Annotated in this window: 19 protein-coding genes; 10 read left to right on the top strand and 9 right to left on the bottom strand. The window is 73.9% G+C overall.

Annotated elements, in window-relative coordinates:
* Positions 1-969: CHAT domain-containing protein (locus OUY22_RS29715; protein WP_270158510.1), on the top strand; the 969-nt coding region annotated here is incomplete at its 5' end.
* A gap of 71 nt (positions 970-1,040) precedes the next feature.
* Here the strand turns inward: OUY22_RS29715 and OUY22_RS29710 are convergent.
* A complete protein-coding gene (locus tag OUY22_RS29710) occupies positions 1,041-1,400 on the bottom strand; it encodes a fluoride efflux transporter FluC (protein WP_270158509.1) in 360 nt (119 codons plus the stop codon).
* Positions 1,397-1,810: a FluC/FEX family fluoride channel gene (locus OUY22_RS29705; protein WP_270158508.1), complete on the bottom strand. Its 414-nt coding sequence runs from the start codon at positions 1,808-1,810 to the stop codon at positions 1,397-1,399. The genes OUY22_RS29710 and OUY22_RS29705 overlap by 4 nt, the downstream gene beginning before the upstream one ends.
* A gap of 75 nt (positions 1,811-1,885) precedes the next feature.
* Between OUY22_RS29705 and OUY22_RS29700 the strand changes: the two genes are divergently transcribed.
* The gene (locus OUY22_RS29700; protein WP_270158507.1) at positions 1,886-2,602 is read left to right on the top strand and encodes an HNH endonuclease family protein; all 717 of its coding nucleotides are present in this window, start codon (positions 1,886-1,888) and stop codon (positions 2,600-2,602) included.
* Here the strand turns inward: OUY22_RS29700 and OUY22_RS29695 are convergent.
* Positions 2,599-3,558 carry a GDSL-type esterase/lipase family protein gene (locus OUY22_RS29695; protein ID WP_270158506.1) on the bottom strand — a complete coding sequence of 320 codons (960 nt, stop codon included), beginning with the start codon at positions 3,556-3,558 and terminating at the stop codon, positions 2,599-2,601. The genes OUY22_RS29700 and OUY22_RS29695 overlap by 4 nt on opposite strands.
* 160 nt (positions 3,559-3,718) lie before the next feature.
* On the opposite strand from OUY22_RS29695, the gene OUY22_RS29690 reads away from it, so the two are divergent.
* Positions 3,719-4,948 (top strand): isochorismate synthase, encoded by a 1,230-nt coding sequence (locus tag OUY22_RS29690; protein WP_270158505.1) that lies wholly within the window; start codon positions 3,719-3,721, stop codon positions 4,946-4,948.
* A 67-nt stretch (positions 4,949-5,015) separates the two neighbouring features.
* On the opposite strand, the gene OUY22_RS29685 is transcribed toward OUY22_RS29690, so the two are convergent.
* Entirely contained in the window at positions 5,016-5,630 is a 615-nt protein-coding gene (locus OUY22_RS29685; protein WP_270158504.1) for a YigZ family protein, read from the bottom strand.
* Positions 5,631-5,711: 81 nt separating this feature from the next.
* On the opposite strand from OUY22_RS29685, the gene OUY22_RS29680 reads away from it, so the two are divergent.
* Together OUY22_RS29680 and OUY22_RS29675 are read left to right on the top strand one after the other, a co-directional pair.
* Positions 5,712-6,821 carry an epoxide hydrolase family protein gene (locus tag OUY22_RS29680; RefSeq protein ID WP_270158503.1) on the top strand — a complete coding sequence of 370 codons (1,110 nt, stop codon included), beginning with the start codon at positions 5,712-5,714 and terminating at the stop codon, positions 6,819-6,821.
* Positions 6,822-6,884: 63 nt separating this feature from the next.
* A complete protein-coding gene (locus OUY22_RS29675; RefSeq protein ID WP_270158502.1) occupies positions 6,885-7,325 on the top strand; it encodes a hydantoinase/oxoprolinase N-terminal domain-containing protein in 441 nt (146 codons plus the stop codon).
* On the opposite strand, the gene OUY22_RS29670 is transcribed toward OUY22_RS29675, so the two are convergent.
* Genes OUY22_RS29670 through OUY22_RS29660 form a run of 3 tightly spaced genes read right to left on the bottom strand, consistent with a single transcriptional unit; the run spans position 7,304 to position 10,067 of the window.
* The gene (locus OUY22_RS29670) at positions 7,304-8,059 is read right to left on the bottom strand and encodes an ATP-binding cassette domain-containing protein (protein ID WP_270158501.1); all 756 of its coding nucleotides are present in this window, start codon (positions 8,057-8,059) and stop codon (positions 7,304-7,306) included. The genes OUY22_RS29675 and OUY22_RS29670 overlap by 22 nt on opposite strands.
* Positions 8,056-9,096, bottom strand: a complete 1,041-nt coding sequence (locus OUY22_RS29665; protein ID WP_270158500.1) for an ABC transporter permease — start codon at positions 9,094-9,096, stop codon at positions 8,056-8,058. Before OUY22_RS29665 ends, OUY22_RS29670 begins: the two co-directional genes overlap by 4 nt.
* Positions 9,093-10,067, bottom strand: a complete 975-nt coding sequence (locus tag OUY22_RS29660) for a sugar ABC transporter substrate-binding protein (protein ID WP_270158499.1) — start codon at positions 10,065-10,067, stop codon at positions 9,093-9,095. The genes OUY22_RS29665 and OUY22_RS29660 overlap by 4 nt, the downstream gene beginning before the upstream one ends.
* 119 nt (positions 10,068-10,186) lie before the next feature.
* Here OUY22_RS29660 and OUY22_RS29655 point away from each other — a divergent pair, with 119 nt between their 5' ends.
* The 4 genes from OUY22_RS29655 (at position 10,187) to OUY22_RS29640 (ending at position 12,892) form a co-directional block, all read left to right on the top strand.
* Positions 10,187-10,837, top strand: a complete 651-nt coding sequence (locus OUY22_RS29655; protein WP_270158498.1) for a TetR/AcrR family transcriptional regulator — start codon at positions 10,187-10,189, stop codon at positions 10,835-10,837.
* Positions 10,838-10,849: 12 nt separating this feature from the next.
* The gene (locus OUY22_RS29650; RefSeq protein WP_270158497.1) at positions 10,850-11,539 is read left to right on the top strand and encodes an HAD family hydrolase; all 690 of its coding nucleotides are present in this window, start codon (positions 10,850-10,852) and stop codon (positions 11,537-11,539) included.
* 89 nt (positions 11,540-11,628) lie between these two features.
* On the top strand, positions 11,629-12,369 hold the full coding sequence (locus OUY22_RS29645) for a GntR family transcriptional regulator (protein ID WP_270158496.1): 741 nt from the start codon (positions 11,629-11,631) through the stop codon (positions 12,367-12,369).
* Positions 12,370-12,571: 202 nt separating this feature from the next.
* Complete coding sequence (locus OUY22_RS29640; protein ID WP_270158495.1) at positions 12,572-12,892, top strand: STAS domain-containing protein; 321 nt, start codon at positions 12,572-12,574, stop codon at positions 12,890-12,892.
* Here the strand turns inward: OUY22_RS29640 and menD are convergent, their stop codons facing one another.
* A complete protein-coding gene (menD, locus tag OUY22_RS29635; protein WP_270158494.1) occupies positions 12,893-14,551 on the bottom strand; it encodes a 2-succinyl-5-enolpyruvyl-6-hydroxy-3-cyclohexene-1-carboxylic-acid synthase in 1,659 nt (552 codons plus the stop codon).
* A complete protein-coding gene (locus OUY22_RS29630) occupies positions 14,548-15,510 on the bottom strand; it encodes an o-succinylbenzoate synthase (protein ID WP_408638222.1) in 963 nt (320 codons plus the stop codon). The genes menD and OUY22_RS29630 overlap by 4 nt, the downstream gene beginning before the upstream one ends.
* A 13-nt stretch (positions 15,511-15,523) precedes the next feature.
* Here OUY22_RS29630 and OUY22_RS29625 point away from each other — a divergent pair.
* Positions 15,524-16,088, top strand: a 565-nt coding sequence (locus tag OUY22_RS29625; RefSeq protein WP_270158493.1) for an AMP-binding protein, incomplete at its 3' end; no start/stop codon positions are given.

The raw sequence follows: 16,088 nt of genomic DNA, 5'->3' as shown, positions 1-16,088 counted from the left end.
CTGCTCGCCGAGCTGAGGGCGGACCGCCTGCTGGAGCTGGTCGACGTGGACGGCCGGCTGCACGTGCTGGTCTGCGGCTCCGGCCTGGTGCGCCGCTACCCGGCCGGAAGCGTCGAGGAGGCCTCGCGCGGCATCGACATCGCCCGGTTCGGCCTGTCGCGGCTCGCGCACGGCAGGTCCACGCTCAGCCCGGCCGACCTGCTCGCCCAGGTGGAAGGCAGCGGCCGGGCGCTGGAACGGGTGCTGCTCGGCGACGCCGCCCGCCACCTCGGCGACGGCGAGGTGGTGATCGTCCCGCCGGGGCGGCTGCACGCGGTGCCGTGGGCGCTGCTGCCGAGCCTGCGCGACCGCTCGGTCAGCGTCGCCCCGTCGGCCGGCACCTGGCTGCGCGCCCGCCGCGCGGGACCGCCAGGGGACGGCCGGGTGGTGCTGGTGCGCGGCCCCGGCCTGCGTTCCGAGGGAGCCGAGCTACGCGACATCGCCCCTGAGTACCCCGCCCCGGTCGTCCTCGGCGAGGGGACGGCCACGGTGGCCGGGATCCTGGACGCGATGGACGGGGCGCGGCTGGCGCACGTGGCCGCGCACGGCGCCTTCCGGGCCGACAGCCCGCTGTTCTCCGCGCTGCGGGTGGACGACGGGCCGCTCACCGTCTACGACCTGGAGCGGCTGCGCCGGGCGCCCCGCCAGGTGGTGCTGTCGAGCTGCGACTCCGGGCTGACCGCGCCCACCGGCGCCGACGAGCTGCTCGGGCTGGCCAGCTCGCTCATCCAGCTCGGCACCACCGGCATCGTGGCCAGCGTGGTGCTGGTCAACGACGGGGCCGCGGTGCCGCTCATGGTCGAGCTGCACCGTCGGCTCGCCCGGGGCGCCTGCCTGCCGGCCGCGCTGCGCGACGCCCGCCGGGCGACCGCCGCCGACCCGGTGTCCACCGCCACCGGCCTGTCCTTCGTCGCACTCGGCGCCTGCTGAGCGCGGCGGCGTTCAGTCGGACCGCCGGCGTTCAGGCGGGCGCGGCGGCGTTTCAGCGGGCCCGCCGGCGTTCAGGCGAGCGCGCCCGCGGTCAGCATGCCGGCTGACGCCGCCGCCAGCCCCAGCGCCACGTTGGCCGCCGCGCTCGCCACCGCGTGCCGCCCGGCGCCCTGCTCGGCCAGTCGCACGGTCTCGTAGCCCAGCGTCGAGTACGTGGTCAGCGCCCCGCAGAACCCGCTGCCCAGCAGCGCCGACCAGCCGGGCCCCACCGGCAGCGCGACCAGGAACCCCAGCAGCGCCGACCCCGCCACGTTGACCAGCAGCGTCCCCCACGGGAACATCGACTCGTGGCGGGCCCGTACGGCCCGGTCCACCACGTAGCGCAGCGGCGCCCCCACCGCGGCCCCCAGGACCACCAGCAACGCCGTCACCGCCGCGCCAGCGCTCTCGTGATCCGCATGCCCGCCCAGGTCGCCGCCACGGCGGCCGCCAGCGTCCCCGCCAGGTAGGCCGCCGCCACCGTCGCCGCGCCGGCCGTCAGCAGGTCTCGCGCCTGCACCGCGTACGTGGAGAAGGTCGTGAACCCGCCCAGCACGCCGACCCCGAGGAACGGCCGCGCCAGCCGCGGCGCCCTGGCCGCCACCTCGGTGACCAGCACCATGAGCACGCCGATCAGCGCGCACCCGAACACGTTCACCCCGAACGTCGCCCACGGGAACGCGCCCCGCGGCGCGGGCAGCAGGCTCTCGGCGGCCAAGCGCGCCAGCGCCCCGGCCGCGCCGCCCGCCGCGATCGCCGCCAGCACCCGGACGTCCACAGGCTCCTTGCCCAACAGCCGCACACTCCTCACCGTGTCGAAGCGGGCCGGCCAGGGAACCTCTTCAGAGAAGTCCGACGCAGCACCACGGAGCCCTGCTTGAGTGTCAAGGACGCCGTCGCCCTCCTCGCCGGAGCCGTCATCGTCGTCGCCCTCGCCAACGGCGTCGAGACCACTCCCCCCGCCACCGCGGCGAGCCCGCTCGGCAACGCCAGCGGCACTTTACCCGGCCTCGCCCCCGTCACCGGCAAGAAGGACAAGGCCCGCGCCCGGGCGATCATCTCCCGCCTGGAGGTCAGGGGCCGCGGCCCGAGCAGCGGCTACAGCCGCGCCCGCTACGGCGCGGACTGGGCCGACACCGCCACCGGCGTCCCGTACGCGCGCAACGGCTGCCGCACCCGCGACGACCTGCTGGCCCGTGACGGCCGCAACGTCCGCTACCGCGAGGGCTCGTCCTGCGAGGTGATCGCCATGGACCTGGAGGACCCGTACACCGGCCAGCTCATCGGCTGGTCCAAGCGCGACGCGGGCGAGGTGCAGGTCGACCACGTGGTGCCGCTCGCCTACGCCTGGCGGATGGGGGCCGCGCGCTGGGGGCGGGGCAAGCGCGTCGACTTCGCCAACGACCCGCTCAACCTGCTGCCGGTCAAGGGCGCGGCCAACGAGCAGAAGGACGCCTCCGGCCCGGCGAGCTGGCTGCCGCCGCAGCGGCGGGTGCGTTGCGCGTACGTGACCCGGTTCGCCCAGGTGGCCGTCAAGTACGCGGTGCCCGTCACCCGCGCCGACAAGAGGGCCATGCTGGCCCAATGCCGCTAGGCCCGCCGGCGCGGGTCGGCCCAGGTGAAGCCGTTGCCGAAGGTGAGCTCGGCCAGCGCCTGCTGGCCCGCCACGTTCGGGTGGAAGTAGTCCCACCGGCTCACCTGCTTGAGCGTGAACCGGTAGTCGAACACCGCGCCGCGGTCGGTGCGGCACCACGGGCGGGCGGCGCACGCCTCGGCCGCCTGCCGGTTGTAGGCCACGACCCGCTCGCGCACCCTGGTCCGCCTGAGCTCGTCGGCCCTGGTCTCGGAGGTGGGCCTGGTCAGCATGGAGGGGCAGATCCGGCCGATCCGCCACACCCCCCGGGCCGCCGCCTGGTCCTTGGCCAGCCGCCAGAGCCGGTACACGTCGGGGATGCTCGCCATGAGCACCCGCACCCCGGGCACGCCCGCGCGCAGCTCGTCCAGCGCCTGCTCCAGCCGCTGCCGGTAGACCGTCACCGGGGTCATCTGCCGTTCGGTGGCGGTGCACGCGTCCTGCGCCCCGACGAGCACGGTCACGTAGTCGGCCCGCGCCTCCACCGCCTCACGCGCCTGCGCGAGCAGGCCGGCGCTGCTGGAGCCGGGCACCGCGAGGTTCTTCGCGGTCAGGCCCGCGCCGAGGGCGGACAGGCGCGTGTAGTGGCTGCCGATCCCCTCATGCTGCCCCGCCGACCAGGACCGCGACCGGCAGGAGATGAAGAACCCGCAGCTGTTGAAACCGGAGGAGATCGAGTCACCGAGCGCCGCCATCACCCGGGGCAGCCTCTCCTGACGCAGAGGCTCCTGACGCAGCGGCTCCTGACGCAGAGGCTCCTGACGCAGCGGCTCCTGACGCAGCGGCTCCTGACGCAGCGGCTCCTGACGCAGCGGCTCCTGACGCAGCGGCTCGGCCGCCGCCCGTCCCGCGACCGCCGCCCCCGAGCCCGCGAGCAGGCCCGCCACCGCCAGCACCGGCGCAACCTTACCGATCATGCGCTCACGGTAGGCAGCCGGGCACCAGGCGGCCATCACCTCAGGGCAACGCCTGCCATCTCAGTACCAAGTCGCTATCGACGCTTGACGAAGGAAGCGTAACCGCCCATTCACGGGGGTCTCAGTCGAACACGTTCAGATCCCGCATAGAGTGTCTCAAGTGAGTGTCGCGCTCGGAACAACCCGCCCGCTACCGGTTCGCACCACCCCTGTACGCGACCCCGGTAACCTGATCGCCGGTCTGCCCAGGACGGCGCCCTACGCGTGGATCAGGCACGGCGAGGGACTCGTCGGCTGGGGGGAGGCCGCGCGCGCCGAGGTGCCGCCCGGCCCCGGCAGGTTCGCCTGGGCGCGCGAGTGGCTGGCGAACGTGTTCGGCGGCGCGCGGGTCGACGACGAGGTGGGCTCCCCCGGCAGCGGCCCGGTCGCCTTCGGCACCTTCACCTTCGACGAGAACGCTCCCGGCTCCACCCTGGTCGTCCCGCAGGCCGTGCTGGCGCGCCGGGACGGGCGGGCCTGGCTGACCACGATCGGCGACCCGCCGCTGGAGACGTTCACCCCGCTCATCGACCCGGGCCGGATCAGCTACGGCGACGGCAGCCTCTCCGCGCCGCAGTGGGAGCACGTCGTGGCCAGCGCCGCCCGCCGCATCCGGGAGGGCGAGCTGGAGAAGGTCGTGCTGGCCCGCGACCTGCTGGCCACCGCCGAGCACCCGATCGACGTCCGGCTCCTGCTGCTGCGCCTGGCCCGCCGCTACCCCGAGTGTTACGCGTTCTCCGTGGCGGGCCTGGTCGGCGCCACCCCGGAGCTGCTGATCCGGCGCACCGGCCAGGAGATCGAGTCGCTGGTGCTGGCCGGCACGACGCCGCGCGGCACCGGCCCGGCCGACGACCTGGCCCGCGGCCGGGCGCTGCTCGCCTCCGCCAAGGACCGCCACGAGCACGAGTGCGCGATCGCCTCGGTCCGCCAGACCCTGGCCCCGCTCTGCTCCGCGCTGCGCACCCCCGACGAGCCGGAGCTGCTCGTGCTGCCCAACGTGCAGCACCTGGCCAGTCACGTGACCGGCCGGCTGGCCGACGGCGCGTCCGTGCTGGACGTGGTGGCCGCCATGCACCCGACGGCGGCCGTCGGCGGCACCCCGACGGCCACGGCGATCGAGGTGATCCGCGAGCTGGAGGGCATGGACCGGGCCGGCTACGCGGGCCCGGTCGGCTGGATCGACGCCCACGGCGACGGCGAGTGGGGCATCGCGCTGCGCTCGGCCATCGTCGAGGGCCGCCGGGCGCGGCTGTTCGCCGGCGGCGGCATCATGGGCGACTCCGACCCGGCCGCCGAGCTGGCCGAGGCCCAGGCCAAGTTCCGGGTCATGCAGTACGCCCTGGAGGGCTGACCCGAGTTCACGTCCTGGAGGGCCGACCGCCCAGCCGGGCAGGCCGCACGTCCTGGAGGCTGACCGCTCAGCCGGGCAGGCGCACCGGCTCGCCGGGCGTCACGCGCGCCCGGCCCGCGGTCAGCGTCGCCACCCAGTCGGTGAACGCCGCCACCTCGTCGGCGCCCACCGCCACCGCGAACTCCACCGCCTGCCCGTAGGTCACCTCGCGCACGGGGTGGCGTGAGGCCCGCAGGTCGTTCTCCACCCGGCCGGCCTGGTCGTGCGCCACCGACACGAGCATCAGCCTGGCCGGCACCATCCGCACCGGGTCGGCCCGGTCCAGCGTCTCGGTGACCGCCGACCCGTAGGCGCGGACCAGCCCGCCCGCGCCGAGCAGCGTGCCGCCGAAGTAGCGCGTCACCACGGCCACCACCCGGTCGAACCCGCGTCCCACCAGCGCCTGCACCATCGGCGTGCCGGCGGTGCCGCCGGGCTCGCCGTCGTCGTCGCCCTTGCGCTCCTGCCCGAGCACGTAGGCGGTGCAGTGGTGCGTGGCCGACGGGTGCAGCCGCCGGCGCCCGGCGATGAACGCCGCCGCCTCCGCGGTCGTCTCGGCCGGGGCGATCGCGCAGATGAAGCGCGAGCGCCTGGCCTCGGTCTCGTGCTCGACCGGGCTCTTCAGGGTGAGGTACGAGGACACGTCTCCAGGCTAGGCCCGCGTTTGCCGCCATCGAACCGTATGCTGTACGGTACAGCGTACTCATCGACTGGAGGCCCACGCTTGACCGACATCCGCCCGTACCGCCTGGAGACCCCGCAGGCCGACCTCGACGACCTGCGCGCCCGCCTCGACCGGGTGCGCTGGCCCGACGAGGTCCCCGGACAGGGCTGGCGCCTCGGCGTCCCGCTCGACCACCTGCGCGACCTCGTCGACCGCTGGCGCCGCCACGACTGGGCCGCCGCCTGCGCCGAGCTCAACCGGCACGACCAGTTCGTCACCGAGATCGACGGCCAGCGGATCCACTTCCTGCACGTCCGCTCGGCGAACCCGGACGCGCTCCCGCTGCTCATCACCCACGGCTGGCCCAGCTCCCCGCTCGAGTACCTCGACGTCATCGAGCCGCTCAGCCGTGACTTCCACCTCGTCATCCCGTCCCTGCCGGGCTACGGACTGTCGGGGCCGACCCGGGAGCTGGGCTGGGGCTCCAACCGGGTCGCCCGCGCCTGGCTGGAGCTCATGACCCGTCTCGGCCACGAGCGCTTCGGCGTCCAGGGCGGCGACTGGGGCACGTGGATCTCCCGCGAGGTCGGCGTCCTGGCCCCCGAGCGGGTCGTCGGCATGCACGGCAACGGCATCATCTGCTTCCCCATCGGCGCCCCGGGCGAGCTGGACGACCTCACCGACGCCGAGCGGGAACGGCTCGCCTTCCGCGAGCGCTACCTGACCGAGCAGTACGGCTACAAGCTCATCCAGTCGGCCCGGCCGCAGACCTTCGCCTACGGCATGGCCGACTCCCCCGTCGCGCTGCTCGCCTGGTTCGCCGGCGTCTACCACGAGTGGAGCGACGGCGGCGTCGGCCCCGACCGGCTGCTCGCCACCGCCACGCTCTACTGGCTGACCAACACAGCCGGCTCGGCCGCCCGCTCGTTCGTCGAGACCCCCGACACCGACCAGGACACCTCCGTGGAGTGGGAGCTGAAGCCGGCCACCGTGCCGACCTCGATCTCGGTGTTCCCCAAGGACATCCTGCGCCCGATCCGCCGCTTCGCCGAGCGCGACAACAACATCGTCGGCTGGGTCGAGCACGAGCGCGGCGGCACCTTCGCCGCCCTGGAACGGCCCGACGCGTTCGTCTCCGACGTACGGGCGTTCTTCACCTCACTGCGCTGACCACCGGACAGGGGTGATCACCGGACGGTGCGGCCGCGCCGATCCCGGCATACCGTCGAGCCCATGAGTTATCGCGTCGCCATGGACATCGGCGGCACCTTCACCGACGTCGTCCGCTATGACGAGCGGACCGGCGAGGTCACGGCGGCGAAGGCGCCCACCACCCCGCACGACCCGGCCGAGGGCGTCTTCGCCGCGCTCGGCCAGGTCTACCAGATCGCCAAGGGCAACCGTGAGCGCATGTTCGACCTGCGGTACCGCAAGCCGGCGCCGCTGGTGCCGCGCCGGGACGTGATGGAGATCGGCGGCCGGCTCGACTGGCGCGGCGACGAGCTCGTCCCGCTCGACGAGGAGGCCGTGCGCCGCTACCTGGCCCGCGCCGAGGCGGGCGCGCTGCGCGTCGGCCCCGAGTCCGCCGGCGCGGTTCCCGACCGCGGGAGGACGGGGTCGATCAACCGCCCGACGCCTTTACATTGTAGATTTCATTCTGGTTCGAGTTCGTGAGCCAGTTCCTCCAGCTCCGCCTCCCCCGCCATCAGCGAGGTCAGCCGCTCCCTGGTGATGTCGGCCTTGGCGTACTCGCCCAGGCTGGACCCCCGGTTGAGCAGGAGGAACCGGTCCCCCACCGGGTAGGCGTGGTGCGGGTTGTGGGTGATGAACACCACCCCCAGCCCCCGGTCCCGGGCCCTGGCGATGTAGCGCAGCACCACCCCGGCCTGCTTCACGCCGAGCGCCGAGGTGGGTTCGTCGAGGATGAGCACCCGCGCGCCGAAGTACACCGCGCGGGCGATCGCCACCGACTGCCGCTCGCCGCCGGACAGCGTGCCGACCGGCTGGTCCACGTCCCGGACGTCGATGCCCATCGCGCGCAGCTCGTCGCGCGCGACCCTCCTGGCCTGGCGCACGTCGAAGCCCAGGCCCTTGCGCGGCTCCGAGCCGAGGAAGAAGTTCCGCCACACCGACATCAGCGGGATCATGGCCAGGTCCTGGTAGACGGTGGCGATGCCGCGGTCGAGCGCGTCGCGGGGGCTGGACAGGCGGGTCTCGGCCCCGTCCACCAGCAGTGACCCGGCGTCGTGCTGGTGGACCCCCGCCAGGATCTTGATGAGGGTGGACTTGCCCGCGCCGTTGTCGCCCAGCACGCAGGTGACCTGGCCGGCCTCCACCGACATCGACACCTCGCGCAGCGCCAGCACCGAGCCGAACGACTTGCCGATGCCCTTGGTCTGCAGGATCAATGCCTCACCTCCTCGGCGTACCGCCGGACCAGGCGGTTGGCGAGCGTGGCCAGCAGCAGCATCGCCCCCAGGAAGAACTTGAACCAGTCGGCGTCCCAGCCGAGGAACACGATGCCCTTGTCGGCCATGCCGAAGATGACCGCCCCGATCGCCGCGCCGATCGCGGACCCGTACCCGCCCGTGAGCAGGCAGCCGCCGATCACCGCCGCGATGATGTAGATGAACTCCTGTCCGATGCCCACGTTGGCCTGCACGGACGTGTAGCGCAGCGCCAGGATCGAGCCGACCAGCCAGGCGGCGAACGCCGTCGTCATGAACAGCGCGATCTTCGTGCGGGCGGCGGGCACCCCGACCGCGCGGGCGGCGCGCTCGTCGCCGCCCACCGCGAAGATCCAGTTGCCCTGGCGGGAGCGCATGAGCACCCAGGTGGCGGCCGCGGTGACCAGCAGCCACCACAGGATCGCCACCCGGAACGAGCTGCCGCCGATCTGGATCGTGCCCGCGAAGAGCGTGTGCGCGCTGTCGTACCCGGAGGCCGAGCGCAGGCCGCCGACCTGCACGGTGCCGGTGAGCAGCTTGGTGACGCCCAGGTTCACGCCCTGCAGCATGAGGAACGTGCCGAGCGTCACGATGAAGCTCGGCAGCCGGGTCCTGGTCACGATCAGCCCGTTGAGCAGGCCGACGGCCAGCGCCACGACGAGGCCGACGGTCATGGCCGCCCAGACGTTGAGACCGTACTCGGTGGCGAGCGTGACCAGGATCAGCCCGGACGTGCCGGTCATCACGCCGGCCGACAGGTCGAACTCCCCGCCGATCATGAGCAGCGCTACGGCCACCGCCATGATGCCGAGCGTGGCCGCCGGGTCCAGCCAGTTGGCGATCCCGTCCAGGGAGCGGAAGACCGCCGACTGGCCGGCGAAGAACGAGAACACCACGATCGCCCCGACGACCGCGCCCAGCTCGGGCCGGATGAGCAGGCGGCGCAGCAGGCCGACGTCGGCGACCCGCTCGTCCGCGCGCCCCGTGGCGGCCGTCATCGCGTGCCCGCCTCCGCGAGCTTGGCCACCTGCTCGGCGTTCTCCTTGGTGACGAATCCGGGCCCGGTGTTCACCGGCAGGCCGCCGCCGACGGTGTTGAGGTTGTTCTTGTACAGGTGGAGGAACGTGATCGGCAGGTAGCCCTGGAGGTACTGCTGCTGGTCCACCGCGAACATGATCTCGTCGGCCTGGATGGCGGCGACCACGTCGGCCGACAGGTCGAAGGTGGCGAGCTTCGCCTGCGACCCCGAGTCCTTGATCGCGTCCCTGGCGGCCACCGCGACGGCAGGATTGAGCGCGAGCACCCCGTTGACCGCCTGGTCCGACTGGAGCTTGGCGGTGACCTTCGAGGTGACGTCGGCCAGGTTGCTCACGTCGACCTGCAGCCGTTCGACGGCGCCGCCGAGCGTCTCCTCGGCGCCCTTGCACCGCTGGTCGAGCCCGATGTTGCCGGCCTCGTGGATCACGCACAGCAGCTTGGTCACCCCGGCCGCCTTGAGCTGCTCGCCCGCGCCGCGCCCGGCCACGTCCTCCGACTGGCCGACGTGGGTGATCGCGCCGAACTCCTTGGACGAGTCGGCGCCCGAGTTGATCGTCACCACCGGGATCTTCGCGGCCACCGCCTTGCCGACGGCCTCGCGCAGCGCGTCGGGGTTGGCCATCGACACCACGATGCCGTCCGCCTTGCCGGACACCGCCTGGTCGATGAGCTGCGACTGTTCGGCCGGGTCGCCGTCACCCTGGTACGTGACCGTCACCCCGTACTCCTGCCCGGCGGCCTCGGCGCCGTTCTTGACCACGTCCCAGAAGGAGTCTCCCGGGGCGCCGTGGGTGATCACCGCGTAGTTGCCGCCGCCTCCGGCGGGGGAGGCGGAGCCGGACTCGCCTCGGGTATCGTCCTCGGCCGGCGCGGAGCAGGCGGCCAGCGCCAGTGCGCTCACCAGGGCCAGCACGACAGGGGTTCGTCTCATGGGACACCTCCAGAGCGTTGGGCTCGCCCCCGGTTCTACCGCAATATCATCTTCATGTATAGACATGCGGACTAATCATCACCCAGAACGGAATTCTACGTTCCGGTATGCTGACCCGTATGACCACCGCACCCATGAGCGGCCGCAAGGCGCAGGCCGCGAGGAACGACGAGCTGATCCTCACGGCGGCCCGCGCCGTCTTCACCGCCGACCCCGCCGCCCCCATCTCCGCCGTGGCCGAGCGCGCCGGCGTCGGCATCAGCGCCCTGTACCGGCGCTACCCCAGCAAGGAGGCGCTGCTGCGCAAGCTCTGCGGTGACGGGCTCAAGCTGTACATCGAGGTGGCGCGGCGGGCGGTCGACGACGAGGGCGACCCGTGGGAGGTGTTCGCGGCCTACCTGCGCGGCATCGTGGACGCCGACACCAGCTCGCTGACGATCAGGCTGGCGGGTACGTTCGAGCCGACGGAGGAGCTCTTCCGCGACTCGGCGCTGGCCTCGGAGCTCGCGGTGCGGGCGCACCGCCGGGCCGTCGAGGCGGGGGTGCTCCGCCCCGACGTGACGCCCGCCGATCTCGCGCTCGTCTTCGAGCAGCTGGCCTCGATCAAGCTCGGCGACGCGGCGCGCACCGCCGAGCTCCGCCACCGTTACCTGACGCTGATCATGGACGGCCTGCGCGTGCCGCCGTCCCGCTCCCCCCTGCCCGGCCCCCCTCCCGGCGAAGGCGAGCTGGAGCGCCGGTGGGTCCCCGACGGGCGCGGGAAAGGCTGAGAGAATGGGGACGTGATCCACGGCATCCTGTTCGACCTGGACGGCACCCTTCTCGATCACCGGACCGCGGCGGACACGGCGATCGGCGCCTGGGTGACGGAGCGGGCGCCCGGCCACCCCCGGCTCGGCGAGGCGGGGGCGCTCTGGGCGGCGCTGGAGGAGCCGCACCTGGCTGCCTGGCACGCCGGCGAGTGCTCCCTGCAGGAGCAGCGGCGCCGCCGGGTCCGGGCGTTCTGCGCGGAGCTGGCGATCGAGATCCCCGCGGACCTGGACGCGGCCTACGCCGGGTTCGCCGAGCACTACCGGCGCGGCTGGGTGGCTTTCCCCGACGCGGCGGGGGCGCTGGCCACGCTGGACGGATTCCGGCTCGGGGTGCTGACCAACGGCACCCAGGAGGTCCAGGAGGAGAAGGTCCGCGTCATCGGCCTGGCGGGGTGGGCGGGCCCGGTGCTGACCGGCGAAGTGCTGGGCGGCTGTTTCAAGCCGGCCGCCGCCTGCTACACCGCGGCGGCGGCCGCGCTCGGGCTGCCGCCCGAGGAGGTGCTGCTGGTCGGCGACGACCTGGCCAACGACGTGACAGGGCCGGCGGTGACGGGTATGCGCTCGGTCTGGCTCGACCGTCTGGGCCTGCGCCCCGGCCCGGAGGGCTTCCCCCGCATCACCACCCTGACCGAGCTGGCCCCGCTGCTGCGTCCCCGCTGACCTGCGGGCGATCGACCAGCGGGAAACCGCTCCGCACCAGCAGAAGAGATATTTGTCTTGACATCCATACCTGAACTAATCTGATCCGCATGACCGCGAACCTGGCGATCGACCTGGATCGATCCAGCCCCGTGCCGCTCTATTTCCAGGTGGCCGAGCAGATCGCCGAGGCCATCAGGAAGGGCGACCTGGCCCCCGGCTCCCGGCTGGACAACGAGATCCTGCTGGCCGACAAGCTGGGCCTGTCGCGGCCCACGATCCGCCAGGCGATCCAGTACCTCGTCGACAAGGGCCTGCTGGTGCGCAAGCGCGGCGTCGGCACCCAGGTCGTGCACGGCCAGGTCAAGCGGTCGGTGGAGCTGACCAGCCTCTACGACGACCTGCGCCGCTCCGGGCAGGAGCCGGCCACCCAGGTGCTGCGGCTGGAGTCCCGGCCGGTCGACGAGGAGATCGCCGGCATCCTCGGCGTCGAGCCCGGCACCGAGGTGCTCTACCTGGAGCGGCTCCGGTTCGCCGCCGGGGAGCCGCTGGCGTTGCTGCACAACTGGCTGCCCCTGGGGCTGGCCCCGCTGACCTCCGACGGCCTGGAGGGCCGCGGCCTGTACGAGCTGCTGCGCGGGGCGGGCGTCCGGATGCGGGTGGCCAACCAGCGGATCGGCGCGCGGGCGGCCAGCCAGCCGGAGGCCAGGCTGCTGGCCGAGCGGCGCGGCGCCCCGCTGCTGACCATGGTCCGCACCACCTACGACGACCAGGGCCGCGCCGTCGAGCACGGCGCGCACGTCTACCGAGCCTCTCACTACTCGCTGGAGGTCACGCTCATCGAGCGTTGAACCGTACGACTCCCCCAATATTTGGGTTCTTCCGGCGAAATACGCCATATCATCGCTACACTCCAGCCTGACAACGCGCGGCGACGCATGCGCCGCCCAACCCCGCGCCACTCCCGGACCTCACACCGGCGGCCTCCGGGGACGGGCGGCCGGACCCCCGGCATCCGCCCGCGCTTCGGCCACGGACACGGGCGGGGGTCCCATGGATGCGTTTCACCTGACGACGAGCGTGCGCGAGGGCGTCGTGACCGTCGCGGTGGCCGGCGAGCTGGACCTCGCCTCGCGGGAGCTGCTGCGCGCCCACCTGTTCGAGCTGATGGACGCCGTCGCCCGTCCCGGGCGGATCGTCCTGGAACTGGGCGCGCTGACCTTCATCGACGCGGCCGGCCTGGGCGCGCTGGTGGCGGTCCACGAGCGCGCCCGCCAGCGCGAGGCCCTGCTGACGCTGACCGGGGTGCCGCCCATGACGGCCCGGCTCATCCGGATCACCGGCCTGGACCGGCACTTCTGCGGGGCGACCTGATCAGGCGAGCGCGGCGCGCACCGCCTCCTGGGCGGCGTCCTTCATCCGCTCGTGGACCAGCGCGTTGGCCTCGCGGTCCGTACGCACCTCCACCACCCGCAACCCCTCCCCACGCAGCGCCTTGGGCAGCTCCGAGAGGTCCTGGACGAGGGTGTACGGGGTGCGGGTCGCGGCCGTGACGTAGCCGAGGTCCACCCCGTGCGGCGTGCCGAAGACGCGCTCGAACGGGTCCCTCACGGCCGCCTGCGGCAGCAGCGAGAAGATGCCGCCCCCGTCGTTGTTGACCACCACCAGGCACAGGTCCGGGCGCGGCTCCCGCGGGCCGAGCACCAGGCCGTTCTGGTCGTGCAGGAACGACAGGTCGCCGATCAGCCCGTAGGAGGGCCCCTGGTGGCCGAGCGCCGCCCCCATCGCCGTCGACACCAGCCCGTCGATGCCCGACGCGCCGCGGCTGGCCATCAGCCGGATGCCGCGCCGCGGGCGCATCGCCTGATCCAGGTCGCGGATCGGCATGGAGGAGCCGCAGAACAGCAGAGCCCCGTTCGGCAGCGCGTCGACCAGGTCGCGGGCCAGCCTCGGCTCGCTCAGCCCGGAGGAGTCGAGCACCTCGTCGAGGGCCGCCCTGGCCGCCTGGTCGGCCCGCCGCCAGGCGTGCAGCCAGTCGTCGTCGCCCGCGGCCACCGGGATCTCCACCGCCTCGGCCACCTGGGTGGCCGAGCGGGTCGGGTCGGGCCACCGGTTCAGGTCCGGCGCGACCACGATGTGCTCCGGGGCCCGCCGCAGCCACGACAGCAGCGGCCTCGACAGGCCCGGCCGGCCCAGCGTGACGACCACGTCGGGCGCGTGGGCCGCGGCGAACTCCGGCAGGCCGAGCAGGAAGTGGTAGGTGGAGACGGCGTGGTCGCCGTAACGGCCGCCGCCCTGCGGCTCCGACAGCACCGGCCAGCCGGCCATGCCCGCCGCGGCCACGTACCGGCGCACGTTGGGCGCGCCGTCACCGACCACGAGCACCCCGCGCCTGGTCGGCGGGAGGTGCAGGGCGACCGGGGGCGGCGCGACGCGCAGCCGTGCCCACGGGCCGTTCGGGCCGCCGCCGAGCGGCTCGCACCAGGAGTCGTCGCCGTCGGGCAGCAGCGGCTCCCGGAACGGCAGGTTGAGGTGCACCGGGCCCGGGTCGCCCGGCCCGAGCGCGCGCTGGTAGGCCCGGCCGGCCAGCGACCGCCAGTAGGCCACCTGGCCGGGCCGGTCCTCCGGGACCCCGACCTCGGCGAACCAGCGCGTCGCCGTCCCGTACAGCTTGAGCTGGTCGATGGTCTGGTTGGCGCCGGTGCCGCGCAGCTCGGGCGGCCGGTCGGCGGTCAGCACGAGCAGCGGCACGCCGGACTCGCCGGCCTCGATCACCGCCGGGTGGAAGTTGGCCGCGGCGGTGCCGGAGGAGCAGATCACCGCCGCCGGGCGGCCGGTGCGCTTGGCCAGCCCGAGCGCCAGGAACGACGCCGACCGCTCGTCGACGCGCACGTGCAGGCGCAGCCTCGACTCGGCGTGCACGGCCAGCGCCAGCGGCGCGGAGCGGGAGCCGGGCGCGATCACGACGTCGGTGAGGCCGCAGCGCACCAGCTCGTCGATCAGGACCGTGGCCAGCGCGGTGGCGGGGTTCACAGTGACGCCTCCTGCATCCGCCGCAGCCACGGCGGAGAATCGATCTCGAATGCCGACAGCCGCCCGGGGTCCACGTCCGGGCGGCGCACGGCCAGCTCGCCGTCCCGAGGGACCAGCGGGTCGGCCACCACGTCGCCCTCCAGCAGGGTGATCGTGCCGAGCCCGCAGGCGTAGGGCAGCTCGGGCAGCGCGGCGGCCAGCGCCAGCCCCGCGGCCAGCCCAACGGACGTCTCCACGGCGCTGGACACGACGGCGGGCAGCCCGCACGCCTCGACGACGCGCAGCGCCTCGCGGACCCCGCCCAGCGGCTGGACCTTCACCACCGCGATGTCGGCCGCCTCCGCCGCCCTGACCCGGAGCGGGTCCTCGGCGCGGCGGATGGACTCGTCGGCCGCGATCGGCACGTCGCACCCCCGCCGGACGGCGGCGAGCTCGTCGAGGGTGGCGCACGGCTGCTCGGCGTACTCCAGGTCGAACCGGCTCAGCTCCTTGAGCCGGCGCACCGCCTCCGGCACGTCCCAGGCGCCGTTGACGTCGACCCTGAGCCTGCCGGACGGGCCGAGCGCGTCACGCACGGCCTCGACCCTGGCCAGGTCGTCGGCGAAGCTCTGGCCCCGCTCCGCCACCTTGACCTTGGCCGTGCCGCAGCCGGAGCGCCGCACCATGGCGTGCGCCTGCTCGGGGCCCACGGCGGGCACGGTGGTGTTGACGGGGACGGTGTCGCGCACCGGCTCCGGCCAGCCGTCGAAGGCGGCCTCGCGCGCGCACGCCAGCCAGCGGGCGCACTCGCGCGGCCCGTACTCGGGGAACGGCGAGAACTCTCCCCAGCCGGCGGGCCCGCGCACGAGGACCCCTTCCCTGACGGTCTGTCCGCGGAACCTGGTGCGCATCGGAATCCGGAACACCACGGGAGAACGCGTCACGACCCTCCCTGCCGCCGCTGTCCGTTCTGACGCCATTAACCTTACGAGCATGTGGAGGAACCCGTCGCATCCGGACCGGCCGCTGCACGCGGTGGTGCGTCCGGCCGGTCCCGAGCTCTTCGCCGCGATCGGGGCCGCGCTGTCGGGTGAGGGCCCCGCGGTGCTGCCGCTCACACCGGGGCAGGCCGACGCCGCCATCGCCGCGCTGCGGCCCACCCACGTCAACGGGGAGTCCCGCGACGACGGGCTGGGCGTGCCGCCGGACGTGGCGGTGGTGATCGCGACGAGCGGCAGCACGGGCACGCCCAAGGGCGTGATGCTGTCGGCCACGGCGCTGCGCGCCTCGGCGGCGTCCTCGCTGCGCAGGCTGGGGGCCGCCAAGGGCGAGCGGTGGCTGTGCTGCCTGCCCCCAGCGCACGTGTCGGGGCTGCAGGTGCTGGTGCGTTCCCTGCTCTGCGGGACCGAGCCGATCCTGCACGACCGCTTCGACGCACGGGCGGTGCTCGACTCGGGCGCCGACCACGTGTCGCTGGTGCCGACGCAGCTGCACCGGCTGGTCGGGCTGGGCGCCGACCTGTCAGGCTTGCGCACCATCCTGCTCGGCGGCGCGGCGC

It is taken from the genome of Nonomuraea corallina (assembly GCF_027620315.1).
GTDB classification, from domain to species: domain Bacteria; phylum Actinomycetota; class Actinomycetes; order Streptosporangiales; family Streptosporangiaceae; genus Nonomuraea; species Nonomuraea corallina.
This window is presented reverse-complemented; position numbering and strand designations above follow the sequence as displayed.

What these genes read in the sequence shown, in the direction of transcription:
- OUY22_RS29695 (WP_270158506.1), bottom strand. Translation starts at nt 3,558, where the DNA reads ATGATCGGTAAGGTTGCGCCGGTGCTGGCGGTGGCGGGCCTGCTCGCG.
- OUY22_RS29675 (WP_270158502.1), top strand. Translation starts at nt 6,885, where the DNA reads ATGAGTTATCGCGTCGCCATGGACATCGGCGGCACCTTCACCGACGTC.
- OUY22_RS29665 (WP_270158500.1), bottom strand. Translation starts at nt 9,096, where the DNA reads ATGACGGCCGCCACGGGGCGCGCGGACGAGCGGGTCGCCGACGTCGGC.
- OUY22_RS29660 (WP_270158499.1), bottom strand. Translation starts at nt 10,067, where the DNA reads ATGAGACGAACCCCTGTCGTGCTGGCCCTGGTGAGCGCACTGGCGCTG.
- OUY22_RS29655 (WP_270158498.1), top strand. Translation starts at nt 10,187, where the DNA reads ATGACCACCGCACCCATGAGCGGCCGCAAGGCGCAGGCCGCGAGGAAC.
- OUY22_RS29645 (WP_270158496.1), top strand. Translation starts at nt 11,629, where the DNA reads ATGACCGCGAACCTGGCGATCGACCTGGATCGATCCAGCCCCGTGCCG.
- OUY22_RS29640 (WP_270158495.1), top strand. Translation starts at nt 12,572, where the DNA reads ATGGATGCGTTTCACCTGACGACGAGCGTGCGCGAGGGCGTCGTGACC.
- OUY22_RS29630 (WP_408638222.1), bottom strand. Translation starts at nt 15,510, where the DNA reads ATGGCGTCAGAACGGACAGCGGCGGCAGGGAGGGTCGTGACGCGTTCT.